This window comes from Novosphingobium sp. KN65.2, from assembly GCF_001368935.1.
GTDB lineage: Bacteria > Pseudomonadota > Alphaproteobacteria > Sphingomonadales > Sphingomonadaceae > Novosphingobium > Novosphingobium mathurense.
Genome location: NZ_CCBH010000132.1, coordinates 1 through 17534, shown reverse-complemented (window position 1 = coordinate 17534; position 17534 = coordinate 1). Strand labels below are relative to the sequence as shown.

Sequence of the window (17534 nt, the reverse complement as noted above, 5' to 3'; positions counted from 1 at the left end):
TCCCATCGATGGATGAACGGAGTGACAAACGATGGACCTGCAACTCAAAGGCAAGACCGCGCTGGTGACGGGATCGACCGCAGGGATCGGCTTTGCGATCGCCGAACGGATGGCGGCCGAAGGCGCGACCGCCATCATCAGCGGCCGCAATCAGGACAAGCTGGATGCTGCCGCCGAGCGCATCGCCAAGATCGGTTCGGTAAAAGCCATTTTGGCAGATGCCGCGACGGCCGAAGGCGCCGCGACACTGATCGATGCGGCGCCGGACGCAGATATCCTCGTCAACAACCTGGGCATCTATGAGGCCAAGCCCTTCGCGGAGATTTCCGACGCGGACTGGCATCATATGTTCGAGGTCAACGTGATTAGCGGCGCGCGGCTCGCTCGCCATTATTTCCCGCGCATGCTGGCAAAGGACTGGGGCAGGATCGTTTTCATCGCCAGCGAGAGCGCGCTCGTCGTGCCCGGCGAGATGATCCACTACGGTATGACCAAGACGGCGCAACTCGCCATTGCGCGGGGCCTGGCCGAGCAGACGCGCGGCACAGGCGTGACCGTCAATTCCGTGCTGCCCGGCCCGACGCGCTCGGAAGGCATTGTCGATTTCATCCGTTCGGTTGTGGACAACAAGGACGCGTCGGAAGCCGACCGGGAGGCAGAGTTCTTCCGCGAATATCGCCCGTTGTCGTTGATTCGGAGGCTGATCGAGGCAGACGAGATTGCGGCGCAGGTCGCGCTGCTTTCGAGCCCGTGGGGTGCGATCACCAATGGCGCTGCAATCCGGGTCGAAGGCGGTATCATTCCCACCATTGCTTGAGCTCCATTTCCAAAATAGCGGTAATGAGCCGGCAGCCGCGCGGCCTGCCCATTTCGCATCTGGGCGCCATATGGCGTTAAGTCGGGATGCTCGTTTTGAGGAAAGTCGGGGTGCCCGCCGGCGCCGGCTGGCGGCTCTCCGTTGGTAAATGGCTGACTGAGCTTTGCCTCGTTGGTCGGTGCGGGACATGGCGCCGCTCGCCGCAATCCGCATCTGGAAAGATAACGATGCCCCGCCTTCGTGTTGTCGCTAAGGCATTCCGTGTTGCCGAAGCCCTCGGGTCAACCGCCAACGAGCAGTTCCTTGACGACAAGCCACCTGAGCTGATCGACCACATGGTCAAAATGCTTCCTCCCGAATGTCTTGGCACGCCAGAGGACATCGGCGGGACACGGCCCTTTTTGTTGCATTGTGAGCCGTGATCCGATGGCCAGATATTGGCTGTTCGGTCCTTGAGCAGTTAAGCGCCGGAGTGCTGCATCGGGATTGGGTGACTGGACTGCGGCGTCCTCACTGCACCAGGTAATGCGAAGCCCCAATTCGCTCCTGCAGCACCCGGCTCGTCGCCGCTGGGGCGACCAATCCCTGGATTGGGCCGCGAATTCGCGTCAATGTGATAGTAGTAATTGTCTTGGCGCCGCGGTCGCCGAAACCTCCTTAATCTTGCCTTGTGCTGGGATCCATCCGTCTGAATGCCTGCAAGGCCAGAGCCAGCCCGCCAAACGTAACGCCCAATAGTCCTACACCATGCCAGCCTGCAATCTGCCAGATCACCATGGCCGACGCTGAGCCGAATGAACCGCCGAGAAACATGCCGCCCATGAAGAGCGTATTGAGCCGAGCGCGAGCGTCGGGGCGCAGCGCATAAACGATATGCTGGTGTGAGATCAGTGCCCCCTGTACGGCCAAATCAAGCAGGACGCAGCCCAGAGCCAGTCCAAATATACCGCTTGCGCTGCCCGAAACAGCCCAGCCTGCCATGACGAGTACCGTACCTGCAGTAATCGCTGCACGAGGCCCGCGTCGGTCGGCCAAATGCCCGGCCAAAGGCGCAGCCAGAATTCCTGTTGCACCAATTACGCCGAACAGTCCCGCCACCTGTGGGCCATGTCCCAACTGCTTGAGGTAAAGAGCAAGGACGGTCCAGAAGGCGCTGAAAGCAGCAAATAACAGGCCTTGAGTGAAGGTCGCCCGGCGCAGGGCTGGAAAGTCACGCCACAGGTGCCAGAGAGAGCCGAGCAACGCTGGATAGGACGGGCCCGTCTCAGGTCGCGAAACGGGCAGCACCCTCCACATCAGCCAGCCTGCGGCCAAAGCCAGCGGCGAGCCCAGCCAGAACATGCTGCGCCAACCCTCATGCTGTGCCACTATCCCTGCCAGCGTGCGGCTGAGCAAGATACCGGCCAGCAACCCGGCCATCACCTTGCCGATGACCGCTCCGCGCTTTTGGTCGGGCGACATATGCGCGGCGAGCGGGACGATCTGCTGAGCGACAGTCGCCAGCGCACCGACAAGCAGCGAAGCCAGTAACAGTGCGGCCCCGCCCGGGGCTGCGGCAGCCATCATCGATGCCGCCGCCAAACCAAGAAATTGGACAAGGATCATTCCTCGCCGTTCGACAAGGTCGCCAAGAGGCACCAATAGAAACAGACCAATTGCATAGCCCAGTTGCGTGACCGTGGGTACTAACGCGGGCAGAGTTCCAGGCAGGTCCTGCTGGATCAGGGCCAGCATTGGTTGGTTATAATAGATATTGGCGACAGCAAGGCCCGTAGCCGCTGCCATTGCATAGATCACCGCAGCGGAGAGCGGTTTGGTGGAATTGGTCACGACACGATCTCCGTCGCGGCGAGTGTGGGATAATCTGTGTAGCCGCGCGCATCCCCGCCATAAAAGGTCGCGGTATCCGGCTCGTTGAGTGGCGCGTCGGTGCGCAGACGTGCGGGCAGATCGGGGTTGGCGATAAAAGGGCGCCCAAAGGCGATCGCATCGCCTCGCTTATCAGCCAAGGCCTGTTCGGCACTCCAGCGCGTATAGCCACCAGCCAGAATGATCGGCCCTGAAAAAATATCTCGAATGTCGCGCATAAGGGCATCGGCGCGCGGATCGATGGCGGCAATTTCGCGGCCCTGCACACTAGGTTCCACCAGATGGAGGTAGGCCAGATTGCGGCCCTCCAGTTCGCCCGCAAGATAGTGGAAGAGCGCTTCGGGCTCGCTTTCGTTCATGCCGAAACTTTTGCCCATGGGCGCCAAGCGCAGGCCAACCCTGTCGCTGCCTATTGCTGCGCACACGGCATCCAAAACTTCCAGCGTTAGCCTGGCACGGTTATGATATGAGCCACCGTAGCGGTCTGACCGCCAATTGCTGGCACTGTTGAGGAATTGATCAAGCAGATAGCCATTGGCTCCGTGGATCTCGACCCCGTCCAGGCCTGCGTCGATGGCATTGCGGGCAGCCCGCACATAGTCGGCAACGATCAATTGAATGCCCGTGATGGTCAATTCCTGAGGTTCGGGGACATCGGCAAAAGTGCCACGGCCATCATCGCCAGGAACGAATGCCTTGGCGGGAACCGGCATCGCGGTGGGAGCCACGGGCCGCGCTCCACCCGGCTGGAACACGGGATGCGAAACGCGGCCCACGTGCCAGAGTTGCATCACCATGCGTCCACCACGTGCATGCACGCTGCGAACCACTTTGGCCCAGCCATCGATTTGGTCCTGCGTATGGATGCCAGGAGTCCAGGCATAGCCTTGGCCCTGCGGCGAGATTTGCGTTCCTTCGCTGATGATAAGCCCGGCCGAGGCGCGCTGGCTGTAATACTCTCGTGCGAGATCGGATGGCACATTTCCGGCGGCGGCTCGGGAACGGGTGAGGGGAGCCATCACGATCCGATTGGGCAGATCGAGCGAGCCAAGACGAATGGGTTCAAACAACAGGTCGGTCATGTGGGGCACTCCTGAGGGACGAAGTTGTCCGGTGGGGTGCCTGGGATCTGCGCCCATTCGGATCTCTTGATAATCTGCTCATTTTCGAGAGGGTTTTTGCGTATTCTGCAAAGATCAGAGTGCGCGATCCCAATAGGGTGGGCTGCCAAAGCGCTGGGCGAGAAAATCGACGAAGGCGCGCACTTTGGGTGATCCTCGCCGGTCCGGCAGGTAGAGCGCATGGATGCCACTGTTCGCTTGTGGCGGCTTGCCGAGGCGGCCGATGTCGGCCTGCCATTCGGTCAGAATTGGCCGCAAACTGTCCTGCGCGATCTCTTCACCCACCAACCATGTCGGCAGCATCACCACACCATAACCCGCGAGGGCCGCTTCTTTCAGAGCTTCGGCTTGATTGGCACGAAGCGGTCCCTTGATGCGAATTTGCTCTACCTGCTTCGCGCTATCGGTGAAGCGCCAGCGCCGTTCACCGTCGGCAAAGGCAAAAGTGAGGCAGGCGTGCCTTGCCAGATCGGCCGGCACGGCAGGCGTACCCCATTGGTGCAAATAAGCTGGGCTGGCGCAGACGATCCGGCGATGCGGGGCCAGGCGCCGCGCGATCAGGCTGGAGGATTCCAGCGCCCCCAAGCGTATGGCGATATCGATCCGTCGTTCAACCAGATTGATGATTTCGTCGCTCATCAGCAATTCCAGCTCGACCTCCGGATATTCCGCCATGAAACGCGGCAGGAAGGGTGCGATATGCATTCGTGCGAAGGAGGCTGGCAAACTGACCCGCAGAAGCCCGCGCGGTGGCCCGTCGCGCTCGCGCAAGCTACGGTTGGCTTCTTCCAGGCTTGCGAGGATGGCAACCGCCCGGACGTAATAGGTTTCTCCGGCATCCGTGAGCGACACGTGCCGGGTGGAACGGTTGAGCAATGTCACGCCCAGTTCACCTTCGAGCGCATCGACATGGCGGGTAAAGGAAGAAGCGGCTTGCCCGACCCGCCTTGCAGCAGGGGCGAAACCGCCCTCGTCAACCACCGCTACGAAAGCCCTGATCGCCGCAAACATGTCCATGTGTCCTCGTAGCGGTCCTGAAAGCGAAGAGCCATTCATCTTAGACAGGTTGCGGACAAGTGCCCGGTCCGCCACTCGCTCGCCGATGACATTCGGTTGGCGAATATTCTGCGATTTGAAGGTGCCCTGCAGCCCGTAATGTGCTGCAGGGCCCTCAGCCTTGGTCAGGCGATGTCATAGCGATCTGCGTTCATGATCTTGGTCCAAACCGAGATGAAATCGGCAAGGAAACGCTCTTCGCCGTCACTGGCGGCATAAACTTCGCATATGGCGCGAAGCTGCGAATTCGAGCCGAAGCTCAGATCCACTCTGCTTGCCGTCCACTTTTGTGCGCCAGTTGCGCGATCGATGCCGATATAGCGATCTGCGATGTCCTCGACTTTGGTCCACGTCGTTGCCATGTCGAGCAGGTTGACGAAGAAGTCGTTCGATAGCGTGCCTGCACGGTCGGTCAGGACGCCGCGCTGGTCGTCTCCATGATTGATGCCCAGGACGCGAAGACCTCCCAGGAGTGCGGTCATTTCCGGCACGGACAGGCCAAGAAGCTGCGATTTGTCGACCAGCAGGGCATCCGTCGGAACCGGATAGCTTGCTCCAAGAAAATTACGGAAGCCGTCAGCCTTCGGTTCTAGCCATGCGAAGTTCTCCGCATCGGTCTGCTCTGCGCTGGCATCGACGCGTCCGGGCGTAAATGGGACCTCCAGATCGCGGCCGGCAGCCTTAGCGGCCAATTCGATGCCGACACCACCCCCCAGAACGATGAGGTCCGCCATCGAAACGCGCCCGAAGTCAGCGGCAATATCCTCGTAAATGGCAAGGACGTGTGCGAGTTTCGAAGGTTCGTTGGCTGCCCAGCTGTTTTGGGGAGCAAGCCGGATGCGGGCACCGTTCGCACCGCCGCGATGATCCGACACGCGGTGGGTGGAGGCTGATGCCCAGGCGGTGCGGACAAGGTCGGCGACGGAAAGACCGCTTGCCGCGATCATGCCTTTGAGGGTGACGATATCTGAATGGTCCAGCGGCGCAAAGGCGGCAGCGGGAAGCGGATCCTGCCATAGAAGGTCCTCAGTCGGCACTTCCGCACCAAGATAGCGCGCCTTGGGCCCCATGTCGCGGTGGGTGAGCTTGAACCAGGCCCGGGCAAATGCATCGGCGAACCTTGCCGGGTCTGCCCGGAATTCTTCCATGATACGGCGATATTCAGGGTCGATCTTCATCGCCATGTCGGCGGTGGTCATCATGGTAGGAACACGTCGCTCCGGGCTATGTGCGCCTGGAGCCAGCGTCTCGTCCGGATTGCCGACCGGCTGCCACTGGTGGGCGCCAGCCGGGCTGGTGACGATCTCGTATTCGTGGTCGAGGAGCATATCGAAATAGCTCATGTCCCAAGTGATGGGCGTGGGCGTCCACGATCCTTCCAGACCGGAAGTGATCGCATCATCGCCCATGCCGGTACCATGGGTGGAGATCCAGCCAAGGCCCATTTGCGCAATGTCCGCGCCTTCCGGCTCGGGACCGACTTTTGAGGCATCGCCGCCGCCATGGGTCTTGCCGAACGTGTGACCGCCTGCGGTCAGAGCGACGGTCTCCTCGTCGTTCATGCCCATACGGGCGAAAGTCTCGCGCACATCGCGCGCGGAACCCACCGGATCGCTGTTGCCTCCCGGACCTTCCGGGTTGACGTAAATCAGCCCCATCTGGATCGAAGCCAGCGGGTTCTCGAGGTCCATCTGCTTTTCCGGCTGGATGCGGGTTTTGGCGCCTTGCCCGACCCATTGCTCTTCGGTGCCCCAATAGACGTCGGTTTGCGGCGCATAGACGTCCTCGCGCCCGCCGCCGAAACCGAAGATGGGCCCGCCCATCGATTCGATCGCGACGTTGCCGGCGAGGATCATGAGATCCGCCCAGGACAATTTCGCGCCGTACTTTGCCTTGATCGGCCAGAGCAATCGACGCGCCTTGTCGAGATTGCCGTTGTCGGGCCAGGAATTGAGTGGAGCAAAGCGCTGCTGTCCGGCCCCGGCGCCGCCGCGTCCGTCACCGGAGCGATATGTCCCAGCAGAGTGCCATGCCATGCGGATGAAGAACGGGCCATAATGTCCATAGTCCGCCGGCCACCAAGACTGGCTGTCGGTCATCAGGTCGGCAAGGTCCGATTTCACACCTGCAAGGTCCAGCGACTTGAATTCGGCCGCATAATCGAATTCCGCACTCATCGGGCTGGTGCTCTTGCCAGCCTGGGCAAGGATCGAGAGATCGAGCTGCTTAGGCCACCAGTCGCGGTTGCTTCTTCCGGTGAGCGTTCGCGTGGGGGTGGCGCTGAAGGGGCATTGGTTCTCGTTGGTCATGTCGGTTAAGGTCCTGCGGAGTGGTATTGAGTTTTTGACTGGGGTGCGATCGAAGTCTCATTGGCCGTGCGGGGCGGCTGCGGCGGGGGAGCGCAGGAAGGCTATCGTCGCGCCCAGCACTATCAGGCCGGCCAAGGCGAGCGGGCAGGCCAGTCCCCCGGTTCGCAGAAGCAGCGCCCCGATGGCCGCACCGGCGAAAATCGCCAGTACTGCGCCGAAGCGCCTCGGGAAGTTGGGCGTGCTGCGGCCGGTCTGGTCCGCGGCGATGCCCGTTATGGTGAGGGTTAGGACGGTTGTCGTCAGGTCCGGCACCTTGAGCTGCCGGACCGTCGCGTTCCTCAGCCCCATGGCAAATCCCGTCAGGGCGATCACCGTAAGCACGGCCGGTTCCGGCGCCTGAGCCTCGACATCGATAGTCAGAGCGACCAGAGCTGCTGCCCACAGGAGCGTCGCTTCGGTGATTGCCGCGCGGATTAACCACTGGCCCAGCGGCCTGGCGGATTGAACCCGGCCCAGTTTCCCGGCCCCCCAGGCTCCGGTCATGAAGGCAGCCAGAGCCAGAAGCGCTGGCCCGAACCGAAACCCGCTCGTCCCGGCAGCTGCGAAACCCAGAAACACGACATTGCCTGTCATATTCGCGGTGAAGACCTTCCCCAGGCCAAGGACGGAGGCTGCATCAACGAGGCCAGTCGTTGCGGAAAGCAATAGCAGCAAACGGGGCAGGGCATTCGAGGACGAGGGTGAGGGAGAGGCGGGTTGGGGCGGGGCCATGGGATTCTCCAGCGCGGAACGGCGAAAGGGGGCTCAGAAGCGGAAATTGCTCTCCAGGCCAAGCATGCGAATGGGGCGAGCGCTCCCCGTTGCGCGGATGAAAGGCCCTGCGGAAAAGGTTGAAACGGAGGCAGACAGTTCAAGTTCGGAAGTGGCCTGCCATGAGACTGCGCCTTCGATAAGGGTTCCGATGAAACGCGCGCGGGTACCGCCGGCGGCGCGAACCAGGTTCCCGGGAATATCGTAAATGCCGTCCGCCGTCGAGTAACGCCAATAGGCTGCCCCTGCGAGGCTGGCGGAAACTTTTGGGGAAAGCCTGAGGCCGAGCGAGGGGTGAACGTTGACCAGATTGTAAGGACCGATCGGTGAAAGTTCGCCGAAATATTTGCCCTTGGGAAACAGCGCATTGAATGTGCCGAGGCGGTCATCGCTGGTATTGCCGTCGCCGCTGACGAGGTTGGCACGCAGCGTGAGGTCGGGCTCCATTGGCAAGGTGGGAAAACTGCGGCCGATCTCGCTTCCCACCGTCCATGCGGAGATGGGGCCGCCGGCGAAGCGTCCGAACTGGTAGACGCCTTCGATGTTCCAGTGCCAGCCGTCCTGCGTGTTGTGCCAGCGGACGCCCAGACTGTGGCGGGTTTCACTGCCCTTGCGGTCGCCCCAGTGGGCACCATCGTTGCGATAGCCCAAATAATAGAGATCTAGCTCGGGCAGAACGGCATAGGCGCCCCATAGCGACTTGTCGTGCGAGGGGCGGTCATTGAAGTCGCCCTCGCGGGCTTGCACGGGCCTTACCGCCAGCAAGTTTACCTTGGCCATGCCGAGCGCCAGGTTGGCGCGTAGGCCGTCAAAGGCGAGCGGTACGTTGGGGCCATAGCGTGTGCCGATCAGCCGCTCGGTGCCAAGTGAAAGCATTTGTCGTCCGCCGCGCACGGTTACGGGGCCGAAGTCTGCCTCGACGAAGCCTTGCAGCAGGTCGATCCCGGTCTCGTCGATCGGCCCCGGTCTCGGCGCGACGCTGACTGAAGTCGTGGCGATCGGCTGGATGAAGGCGCGCAATTTGCCGACATGGAGATCGGCATAGGGCAGGGCGCGAAACCAGACGTAGCTGTCGTCCGGCGCCGGTGCGCTGCCCCACGCGTTGTTGTCGTATCCTTCCGTACGTGCCCGCAGTTCGATCCCGGTCGAAAGCCAGACCTCGCCATTGGCGCCAAGAGGAACGTACTTGAAGGAGCCGGTCCAGTGGTGGCCGCGCTTTTCCGCGTCGGACAGGTCCGACCAGTCTTCATCGGCACGCGTAATGGTTAGGGTAGGGGCTTGCCACGCTTCGTGCGGATCGGCCTGGGCCGTGCTCGATGCGAAAATCGCACCGATTACGCTGCCCAGGAGCGCCGCTTTATACACGGCGGTGTTCCAGTTCGGCAACCAGGGCCGCCATGACGAACCCGCCGATCAGGCCGAGATGCTCGAAGAAGGCGTTTGTGGCGGCAAAGCGTTCCGGCCCTGCCGGCATCGACCAGAAAGCATTGGCGGTGATCGCCGCCAGAATTGTGAAAACGCCGAGCATGCCTGCCCCGAGCCAGACGAGCCGCCCCGAGAGGATGAGGAGCGACCCGACAAGTTCCACCGCGATGGTTAGTGCGGCCCACAAGGCAGGTGGGCTCATCCCGAAGTGCGCCTGTTCGGCGACAGCGGAGGAGAAGTCTGCCAGTTTGACCAGTCCGCCCACAAGATAGGCACAGACCAGCGCCAGCCTGGCCAAGAACCAGGTCGGGCGCCAGTTGAGAATGGCGTCAACGAAACGGGGATCGCGCGTCGTGTCCATCACGATCAGTTCTTCTGATGGATTTCAGCGATGTAGCCACCGGGGAAGCGCACGATTGCACTTTCGCGATGGCCGACGGAGAATGGCGCAACCAGTGTTTCTACGCCCGCTGCACTCGCCTTGGCCAGCGTGTCAGCGAGATTGCTGACGACATAACCGGTCATGTCGCGGCCATACGGCCAGGGCAAATGCCCGTCAGAGACGAAGACGACCATGTCGCCATAGCCGCTCCTTATTTCGACCCGGCGAATGGTCTTGCCGGCTTGCCCGATTTCCGCTCCCTGAGCAGCCTTGTCATCGGAGACGATTTTGCCGTGAGCGAAGCCGGTCCAGCTCCTGATGAAGCTGTCGGCCGCATCGGCGGTCAGATAGATGCGGTTTTCGGGTACGTTTTGAAGCGGGGCGTAGCTGGGCTTTGTGTTGTGCCAGTAAAGCTGCATGTTTACGCCGCCCGGCCACTGTATCACGGAATCCCGGCCGATCGGATCGGGGAAAGTTGCCAGACGACGCACTGCGCCATGGCTTACTGCGGATTTCACGGCGGTATCCAGGTCGGTGACCAGATAGCCGGTGCGTTCATCGCCGAAGGGGTAGGGGATCGGCGTCCTGAAGCCGAAGACTGAAACGGTGCCCGCCGGGGTCAGCACCAGTTGCGACTTGGTGAGGCTCTTGGTCGGCGTCACCTGAAATTGGCCCTGTTTGCTGGTAGTGCCGCCGAAAGTTGCGACGAAGCTGGTAACGAACGTGTCGAACTGATCCTGTGGCACGTAGACGTGGGTGGTGTCGTATTGCGCGCCTACCGCATAGTCAGCCGAGGCCTTTTCGGTGGCGAACACAGGTGCAAGGGCAGGATTCGCGACCAGAATGGCGGTCGCGATGATCAGAGTGAAGCGTTTCATGTCTGTGGCTCCGGTGAGGGGAGGGCGATGCCGCGCAGTCGTTGGGGCAAGACCTGGCCAGGCGGTGCTTGCGGGGCTATCGATCTGGATAAAGTCGACTGATATTCTCGAAATAACAGAGATGAAGCGGCCCCTCCTCGCCGGGAGGGGCCACATGTGATCAGACCGCCCAGCAGCCGCAGCCAAGCGATCCCCAGAAGGTCTGGACATCGGCAGCGGGAACATTGGCGCCGAGCGCTGCTGCATGGTCGTGGCCGTGAACACCGCAGGCGCTGGCGCAGCCGCAGGCAGAGGCCAGCTTCTGCTTGGCTTCGGGCGTCTGGTAATAGCCGCCGAAGGTCGCGACCGGCGACCAGTCGGGCATCGGGCGGGGCAGTTCGGGGGCGAGCGGGCGGTAGTCGCCCTCGCCATGCACAACCTTGCCGCCGAGCACGGTCAGCACCGAGCGGATGTGGACGATGTCGTGCTCGGGCACCGCGAAGTAGTCGTCCGACAGTAGCGCGAGGTCGGCCAGTTGACCCGCCTTGATCTGGCCCTTCTTGCCCACTTCGTTCGAGAACCAGGTGTTTTCGTGCGTCCACATGGCCAGCGCCTTCTCGCGGCTGACGCGATTGGCGTTCGGGTAGAGGCGCATGCCGCCAACCGTGCGGCCAGAGACCAGCCACGAAAGCGAGACCCACGGGTTATAGCTGGCGACGCGGGTGGCGTCGGTACCCGCGCCCACCGGAATGCCGGCAGAAAGCATCCTGGAGATCGGCGGCGTGCGTTCGGCGGCCTTGGCGCCATAGCGCTCGACAAAGTATTCGCCCTGATAGGCCATGCGGTGCTGCACGGCTATGCCACCGCCGAGCGCGGCGATGCGGTCGATATTGCGGTCGGAAATCGTCTCGGCGTGGTCGAAGAACCAGTTGATGCCTTCGAGCGGGATGTCACGGTTGACCTTCTCGTAGACATCGAGCGCGCGGCCGATCGTCTCGTCATAAGTGGCGTGAAGCCGCCAGGGCCAGCGGTGCTCGGCGAGCAGGCGGATGACGGGTTCCAGATCGCCTTCCATGCTTGGCGGCATGTCGGGGCGCTCGACGCGAAAGTCCTCGAAATCGGCGGCAGAATAGACCAGCATCTCGCCCGCGCCGTTGTGACGATAGGTGTCGTCGCCCTGTCCGGGGCTGACTTGCTTCACCCAACCCGAGAAATCCGCGAGTTCCTCCTTCGGCTTCTGCGTGAAGAGGTTGTAGCTGATCCGCACGGTCAGCTGATCTTCGGCGTGGAGCTTTTCGATGATTTCGTAATCGTCGGGATAATTCTGGAAACCGCCGCCCGCATCGATCACTCCCGTCACACCCAGCGCGTTGACTTCGCGCATGAAGTGGCGGGTGGAATTGAGCTGGTAGTCCTGCGGCAGCTTGGGGCCCTTGGCCAGCGTCGAATAGAGGATCGTCGCGTTTGGTTGAGCTAGCAGCAGGCCGGTGGGATTGCCGGCGGCATCGCGCACGATCTCACCGCCCGGCGGGTTCGGCGTGTCCTTGGTGTAGCCGACGACGCGCAGCGCTGCGGCGTTGAGCAGCGCGCGGTCGTAGAGGTGCAGGATGAAGACCGGCGTATCGGGAGCGACGGCGTTCAGTTCATCGATCGTCGGCAGGCGCTTTTCAGCAAACTGATGTTCGGTAAAGCCGCCGACGACGCGGACCCATTGCGGCGCGGGGGTATTGTCGACCTGCTGCTTCAGCATCGCCATCGCCTCTGCCAGCGATGTTACGCCATCCCAGCGCAGTTCCATGTTGAAATTGAGGCCACCTCGGATGATATGCATGTGGCTGTCGATCAGGCCAGGGATCAGGCGGCGGCCCTTGGCATCGATCACGATTGCGCCGGGTGCGGCAGCCTCGCGCGCTTCCTGTTCGCTGCCCACCGCGAGGAACTTACCGTTGCGGATCGCCACCGCTTCGGCCACAGGGTTTTCGCGATCCAGGGTCGAAACCTTCGCGTTGATGATGATCGTGTCGGCGGGTTGGGACATGCGAATTTCGTCCTTGCTTCGACCCGTTCGGGCCGCGAGGGTTGTGGGCAGAAGCGACGCAGCAGCGGCTCCCAGTAATGTGTGGCGGCGGGTTATCATGCCTCGCGTTCGTCTGTGTCGTCGCCCGGCAGCCGACCGAGTACATGTTCGCGACAATCGGTCATGACGAATTCCGCTACGTCTTTCTTTGTCATGATCCGGCTCGCCAATGGAATGATCTGCTCGCCGAGCAGGATGCCCAGCAGTCCCAAAAGGGCGATCATCGGTGGCGCAGGCGAACGCACGCCAAGGAGACTGTAGACGACGCCAACCAGCAACCCGGCGGCGATGGAGAGAAGGTAGGCTTTCATGTGTGGTCTCCTCGGCGTGCGTTCTTCGCTCCGGGTGTCCCTTGTTCCCGGCAAGTGCGCACGGGGGGCGCGCAAATGCCGGGAAAAGCCGGAGGGAAGGCGTTCGGATCAGGCCTTTACGAAGGCGAGCAGATCGGGATTGATGGTCTCGGCGTTCACGGTGAGCATGCCGTGCGAGAAGCCCTCGTAGATCTTGAGCGTGGCGTTCGGCAGGATTTCGGCCTGCAGTACGCCAGCGTTCCTGTAAGGCACGACCTGGTCGTCATCGCCATGCAGGACGAGCGTAGGGACGGACATCGCCTTCAGGTCGTCTGTCTGGTCGGTTTCCGAGAAGGCCTTGATCCCGTCGTAGTGGGCCTTGGCGCTGCCCATCATGCCCTGGCGCCACCAGTTGTCGATGACGGCGCTCTTCACATCGGCGCCCTCGCGGTTGAAGCCGTAGAAGGGCCCGGCGGCAACGTCGCGGAAGAACTGCGCGCGGTTGGCGGTAAGGCCGGCGCGCAGCCCATCGAAGACCTCGATCGGAAGACCATCGGGATAGGCTTCGGTTTGCAGCATGATCGGTGGCACGGCGCTGACCAGCACGGCCTTGGCGACGCGGCCCCGGGGGATGCCGAAGCGGGCGACATAGGCAGCCACTTCGCCGCCGCCGGTTGAGTGGCCGATGTGGACCGCGTTCCTGAGATCGAGGTGGTCCATTACCGCGGCAGCATCCGCGGCGTAGTGGGTCATGTCATGCCCCTCGCTGACTTGCGCCGAGCGACCGTGGCCACGCCGGTCATGTGCGACGACGCGGTATCCTTCAGCAAGGAAGAACAACATCTGCGCATCCCAATCGTCCGATGACAGAGGCCAACCGTGATGGAAAACGATGGGTTGGGCGTCCTTCGGGCCCCAGTCCTTGTAAAAGATCTCAGTACCGTCTTCAGTGGTTACATAGGCCATGTTGCTGATCCTTGCGTGAAAGTCAGGGGAGAGGGGGTGGGACCGGTGGCCTTCGACGAGGGCCGGGTGGGGGGATCGGTCGCCGGTCCCGAACTGAGGTCAGTGTCCGCCTTCGGACGCGCCGAACATGGTCTTGGCGTAGTTGATGCCGATGCCGTAGGCGCCGCCCCACTTGCGGGCAATGCCGGTGGTGCTGTCGTAGGTTTCGGTGCGGGCCCAGTCGCGCTGCAGTTCCAGAAGGTACTGGAGCGAGGTCATCGGCACGGCACCCAACTGGATCATCCGCTGCACCGCGCGCTCGTGTGCTTCTTCCGAAATGTCGCCGCAAGCGTCGGTGATCACATAGGCTTCGAAACCTTGGTCAATGGCCGAAGCAACGGGGCCAACGATGCAGACCGAGGTCCACAGGCCGGCGAAAACAACGCGCGACTTACCGATGCGATTGACTTCGCCAATGACAGCTTCGTCCTCCCAGGTGTTCATCGAGGTCCGGTCGAGCATGGGCTGACCTTCGAAGGCATCGACGATCTCGTCGAACATCGGGCCCGAGAAGCTCTTTTCAGCAACCGTGGTAAGAATGGTGGGAACGTCGAATGACTTGGCTCCGCGCGAGATCAGCGCTGCGTTATTGCGCAGCAGTTCGGGAGCGATTGATTTGGTCGCAAAGCTCATTTGCGACTGAAAGTCTATCAGGACCAACATATGGTTGGAGGGCGAAATGAGGGACTTTCCGGGGGTTGCGGTGGCGGTAATTGTCATGGTCGTTCCTTGCATGTGGAGCGCGTCGCGCTGCCGGTGGATGCAACTTATGCGGAGTGAGATGTTCGAACTACATGGATAAAATGTGGCAAAATGTTCTATGAAATTGAAATGTAGGCGTAGCGCACGGGCGCAACGCCGTTTGCGCAGGCCCGATGACGTCCTGACGGGCGGCATGATAGGCCCCGAGGATCGCAGTGTATTGGATAAGGCTGATGGCTTTATGACGTTTCGGTCGCAGACTCGCCGGGTTCGGCTACGCGACGGGGAACTGTTCGGCTTTGCCTAAATCTCGATCAGGCCACGCTTGATCGCAATGGTTACTGCATGTGTTCGGTCTGCGGCGTCGAGTTTTGAAAAGATCGACTTCATGTGCCCTTTCACGGTTTCCTCCGAAAGACGCAAACGGCTCGCCACCTGGCGATTCGAATTGCCCTTGGAGGCCAGGCTCAACACTTCAATCTCTCGTTCGATCAACGGATCGTCGAGGACATGCATGGCGATGGAGGTGGCGACCGAAGCATCAAGGTGTTTGCCGCCGAGATGGACTGAGCGGACGGCGTCGAGCAATTGCTTGCGCAGACTGGCCTTGAGCAGATAACCTACTGCACCAGCACGCAAGGCCTTGATCGCGCGCGAATCGCCTGAGTAGGTCGTGAGAACGATGATGCGTGCATCGGGATCACTTTCCCGGATTGCGGAAATTGCCTCCAGGCCCTGAATTTCCGCCATTTGGAGATCCATGAGCACGATGTCGGGGCGTAGTCGGGCGTATTCGGCGATCGCACCTGCGCCATCGTCCGCCTCGCCCACGACCTGCATGTCTTCCTGCGTCGAAAGGACAGCTCGCACACCTTCTCGGAACAGTACGTGGTCATCAACCAGTAGAATCCGGATTGGCGCTGACAGGTCAGTCCGGCATGGAGTGGTGTACGAACTGGGGGGCATGATCGGGAACTAGATGCATCGAATTCTGAAGTCCATTACCGAGATGCAGGTCATCCTTTCCATTCGGCCAATTCCCGCCGCATAGCCGCCTTGGCGATCTCTGAATGTACATGGTAGTCGTCGACGATCCATTCCAGCACAGCGCAGCGCATGATCGCTGGATGGGCCTCGATCGCTCGCAGCACCCCTGCCATGACTTCACGGGCGATCAGCGCGACATTGTCAGGCAGAGGATTAAGCATTGGCGGCTTGACCATGTATCCGACCGCGCACCGTCCAAGTTTCAAAGCCGATCGCATGGCCAATTCGCTCAGAATTCCCATGGCAGGTGCATCGAGCCGGGAGATTTCGCCCATCCCAATGACAAGAAGTGAACAGGCCATATAAGGTGGCGGCAACCGATCGAGAACAAGCGTCTCTCCGAAGCGCCCGAGGAAAAGGCCTCCGTCGCGCAATTGTGCCAGTGTGCTTCTGAGCGCATCATCCAGTCGCGCGGTGATTTCATCCGTCGTGTCCGGAGCTGCTGGCATGCCCACAATCAACAGTTCAACGTCGGTGAGTAAGGCATCTATCGGACGGGTGGTGAGGTGCACCGCGCGATAAGTGCCTAACTCGTCGGCTTCCTTCTTGTCCATTCCCGGCTTCTCTCTGCGCCGACGTTCGTATCGACCGGGCTGGCCTGCCCATCAACGCACGGTGGACAATAGGGCCATCAATGGGCCGGGTCGTGGAGGGGACTGACACAAGTTGGACAGGATTGCCCTAAACGGCCGCTGGCGACTGGCAGGCCCTATGGGCGCGCCAATCGCGAAAGCCGCCGGTCGGGCACCAGCCAGAGGGCTATCACCAGGATATAGAGCGCGAGCGCAATCCAACGGCTGACGAAGCTAAGTGGGACCGCCGCAGCATAGATCGCCAGGGTGCCCCATCCCTTGTGGTCCCGGCCGATGGCGAGGGCGAGTTTCGATTGGGGTCCATTGCAGGCGATAATGGCTCGCTCCGTAAGGAAAAACCCAATTGCGGCCCCACCCAGCACGATGCCGTATGCGGCGGTTGCGCCAACCGAATAGGCGCTCGCGTCCAGCCAACGGATGACGAAAGGCACGAGGCTTAACCAGAATAGGAGGAACAGATTTGCCCACAGCACTCGTCCGTCGACACGTGGGTCGAGTTGGAAGAGATGGTGATGATTGTTCCAGTAGAGCCCCACGTTGACGAAGCTCAAGGCATAAGCGACCAGCAGCGGCAATGCCTGTCCAACGTCTGCCAGCGCACTGCCTGCTGGCACATGCAATTCCAGAACCATGATAGTGATCACAATCGCGATCACTCCATCCGTAAGTGCTTCCAGCCGACGGGCGTTCACGCTCGGGCTCCGCAAGCGAGGTCAGCCGCGCCGTCATCTTGCCAGCGACGCCGCCACACAAGCGGCGTGGTACCGACCATCCGCTTGAAAAGGCGTGTGAGATGGGCCTGGTCCGTCAGGCCGCATGCACTCGCGATCTCAGAGAGCGTATCGCCGGTTTCCAGCATCATCTGCTGGGCGCGCCGAACTCTTTGGCGCACGACGAAACTGTGTGGGGTTTCACCCATTGTAGCCTTGAAGGCGCGAAAAAAATGGCCCGTGCTGAGGTTCACTTCATTGGCAAGTTCCTCGGTTCTGATGTTTCCGGCGAGGTTTCTGGAGACATGACCGATAACTTTGTGCATCTGCCAGGCAGCAAGGCCGCCGGTCGGAGGCGGTTCGTGTGCCGGTTGACTGGGCAAGAGGGTGAGCTCAGCGGTGCTTCTGACGCTTGTTTGTCTAATAAGCCGACCAAGATTGTCGGTAACGGCCCGATTGTTACC

At 61.4% G+C, this 17534-nt stretch carries 18 protein-coding genes; 2 read left to right on the top strand and 16 right to left on the bottom strand.

Going from position 1 to position 17534, the window contains the following annotated elements; translation table 11 throughout:
• The first annotated feature begins 31 nt into the window (after positions 1-31).
• Both SPHV1_RS04890 and SPHV1_RS25390 read left to right on the top strand, forming a co-directional pair.
• Complete coding sequence (locus SPHV1_RS04890; protein WP_054944925.1) at positions 32-817, top strand: SDR family NAD(P)-dependent oxidoreductase; 786 nt, start codon at positions 32-34, stop codon at positions 815-817.
• 227 nt (positions 818-1044) lie between these two features.
• A complete protein-coding gene (locus SPHV1_RS25390; protein ID WP_197277645.1) occupies positions 1045-1239 on the top strand; it encodes a hypothetical protein in 195 nt (64 codons plus the stop codon).
• A gap of 235 nt (positions 1240-1474) precedes the next feature.
• Here the strand turns inward: SPHV1_RS25390 and SPHV1_RS04880 are convergent, their stop codons facing one another.
• The 16 genes from SPHV1_RS04880 to SPHV1_RS04805 all read right to left on the bottom strand — a co-directional run bounded on the left by SPHV1_RS04880 (position 1475) and on the right by SPHV1_RS04805 (position 17396).
• Positions 1475-2647, bottom strand: coding sequence for an MFS transporter (locus SPHV1_RS04880; protein WP_369817871.1), 1173 nt, complete (start codon positions 2645-2647; stop codon positions 1475-1477).
• Positions 2644-3768, bottom strand: coding sequence for an alkene reductase (locus SPHV1_RS04875; protein ID WP_054944922.1), 1125 nt, complete (start codon positions 3766-3768; stop codon positions 2644-2646). The genes SPHV1_RS04880 and SPHV1_RS04875 overlap by 4 nt, the downstream gene beginning before the upstream one ends.
• Positions 3769-3882: 114 nt before the next feature.
• Complete coding sequence (locus tag SPHV1_RS04870; RefSeq protein WP_231634526.1) at positions 3883-4818, bottom strand: LysR family transcriptional regulator; 936 nt, start codon at positions 4816-4818, stop codon at positions 3883-3885.
• 170 nt (positions 4819-4988) lie between these two features.
• Positions 4989-7172, bottom strand: coding sequence for a catalase/peroxidase HPI (gene katG / locus SPHV1_RS04865; protein ID WP_054944920.1), 2184 nt, complete (start codon positions 7170-7172; stop codon positions 4989-4991).
• Positions 7173-7229: 57 nt separating this feature from the next.
• Positions 7230-7943, bottom strand: coding sequence for a YoaK family protein (locus SPHV1_RS04860; protein ID WP_054944919.1), 714 nt, complete (start codon positions 7941-7943; stop codon positions 7230-7232).
• 33 nt (positions 7944-7976) lie between these two features.
• Positions 7977-9347 carry an alginate export family protein gene (locus SPHV1_RS04855; protein WP_054944918.1) on the bottom strand — a complete coding sequence of 457 codons (1371 nt, stop codon included), beginning with the start codon at positions 9345-9347 and terminating at the stop codon, positions 7977-7979.
• Positions 9340-9768, bottom strand: coding sequence for a DoxX family protein (locus tag SPHV1_RS04850; RefSeq protein WP_054944917.1), 429 nt, complete (start codon positions 9766-9768; stop codon positions 9340-9342). The genes SPHV1_RS04855 and SPHV1_RS04850 overlap by 8 nt, the downstream gene beginning before the upstream one ends.
• 5 nt (positions 9769-9773) lie before the next feature.
• The gene (locus SPHV1_RS04845; RefSeq protein WP_054944916.1) at positions 9774-10667 is read right to left on the bottom strand and encodes a hypothetical protein; all 894 of its coding nucleotides are present in this window, start codon (positions 10665-10667) and stop codon (positions 9774-9776) included.
• A gap of 160 nt (positions 10668-10827) precedes the next feature.
• On the bottom strand, positions 10828-12684 hold the full coding sequence (locus SPHV1_RS04840) for an amidohydrolase (RefSeq protein ID WP_054944915.1): 1857 nt from the start codon (positions 12682-12684) through the stop codon (positions 10828-10830).
• 95 nt (positions 12685-12779) lie between these two features.
• The gene (locus SPHV1_RS04835) at positions 12780-13034 is read right to left on the bottom strand and encodes a DUF1427 family protein (RefSeq protein WP_054944914.1); all 255 of its coding nucleotides are present in this window, start codon (positions 13032-13034) and stop codon (positions 12780-12782) included.
• A gap of 108 nt (positions 13035-13142) precedes the next feature.
• Positions 13143-13979 carry an alpha/beta fold hydrolase gene (locus SPHV1_RS04830; RefSeq protein WP_054944913.1) on the bottom strand — a complete coding sequence of 279 codons (837 nt, stop codon included), beginning with the start codon at positions 13977-13979 and terminating at the stop codon, positions 13143-13145.
• A gap of 99 nt (positions 13980-14078) precedes the next feature.
• The gene (locus SPHV1_RS04825) at positions 14079-14738 is read right to left on the bottom strand and encodes a hydrolase (protein WP_054944955.1); all 660 of its coding nucleotides are present in this window, start codon (positions 14736-14738) and stop codon (positions 14079-14081) included.
• 285 nt (positions 14739-15023) lie between these two features.
• Positions 15024-15686: a response regulator transcription factor gene (locus SPHV1_RS04820; protein ID WP_054944912.1), complete on the bottom strand. Its 663-nt coding sequence runs from the start codon at positions 15684-15686 to the stop codon at positions 15024-15026.
• A 50-nt stretch (positions 15687-15736) separates the two neighbouring features.
• Positions 15737-16321 carry a hypothetical protein gene (locus SPHV1_RS04815; RefSeq protein WP_054944911.1) on the bottom strand — a complete coding sequence of 195 codons (585 nt, stop codon included), beginning with the start codon at positions 16319-16321 and terminating at the stop codon, positions 15737-15739.
• A gap of 155 nt (positions 16322-16476) precedes the next feature.
• Entirely contained in the window at positions 16477-17052 is a 576-nt protein-coding gene (locus SPHV1_RS04810; RefSeq protein ID WP_054944910.1) for a TMEM175 family protein, read from the bottom strand.
• The gene (locus tag SPHV1_RS04805; RefSeq protein ID WP_054944909.1) at positions 17049-17396 is read right to left on the bottom strand and encodes a helix-turn-helix domain-containing protein; all 348 of its coding nucleotides are present in this window, start codon (positions 17394-17396) and stop codon (positions 17049-17051) included. Before SPHV1_RS04805 ends, SPHV1_RS04810 begins: the two co-directional genes overlap by 4 nt.
• Positions 17397-17534: the final 138 nt, after the last annotated feature.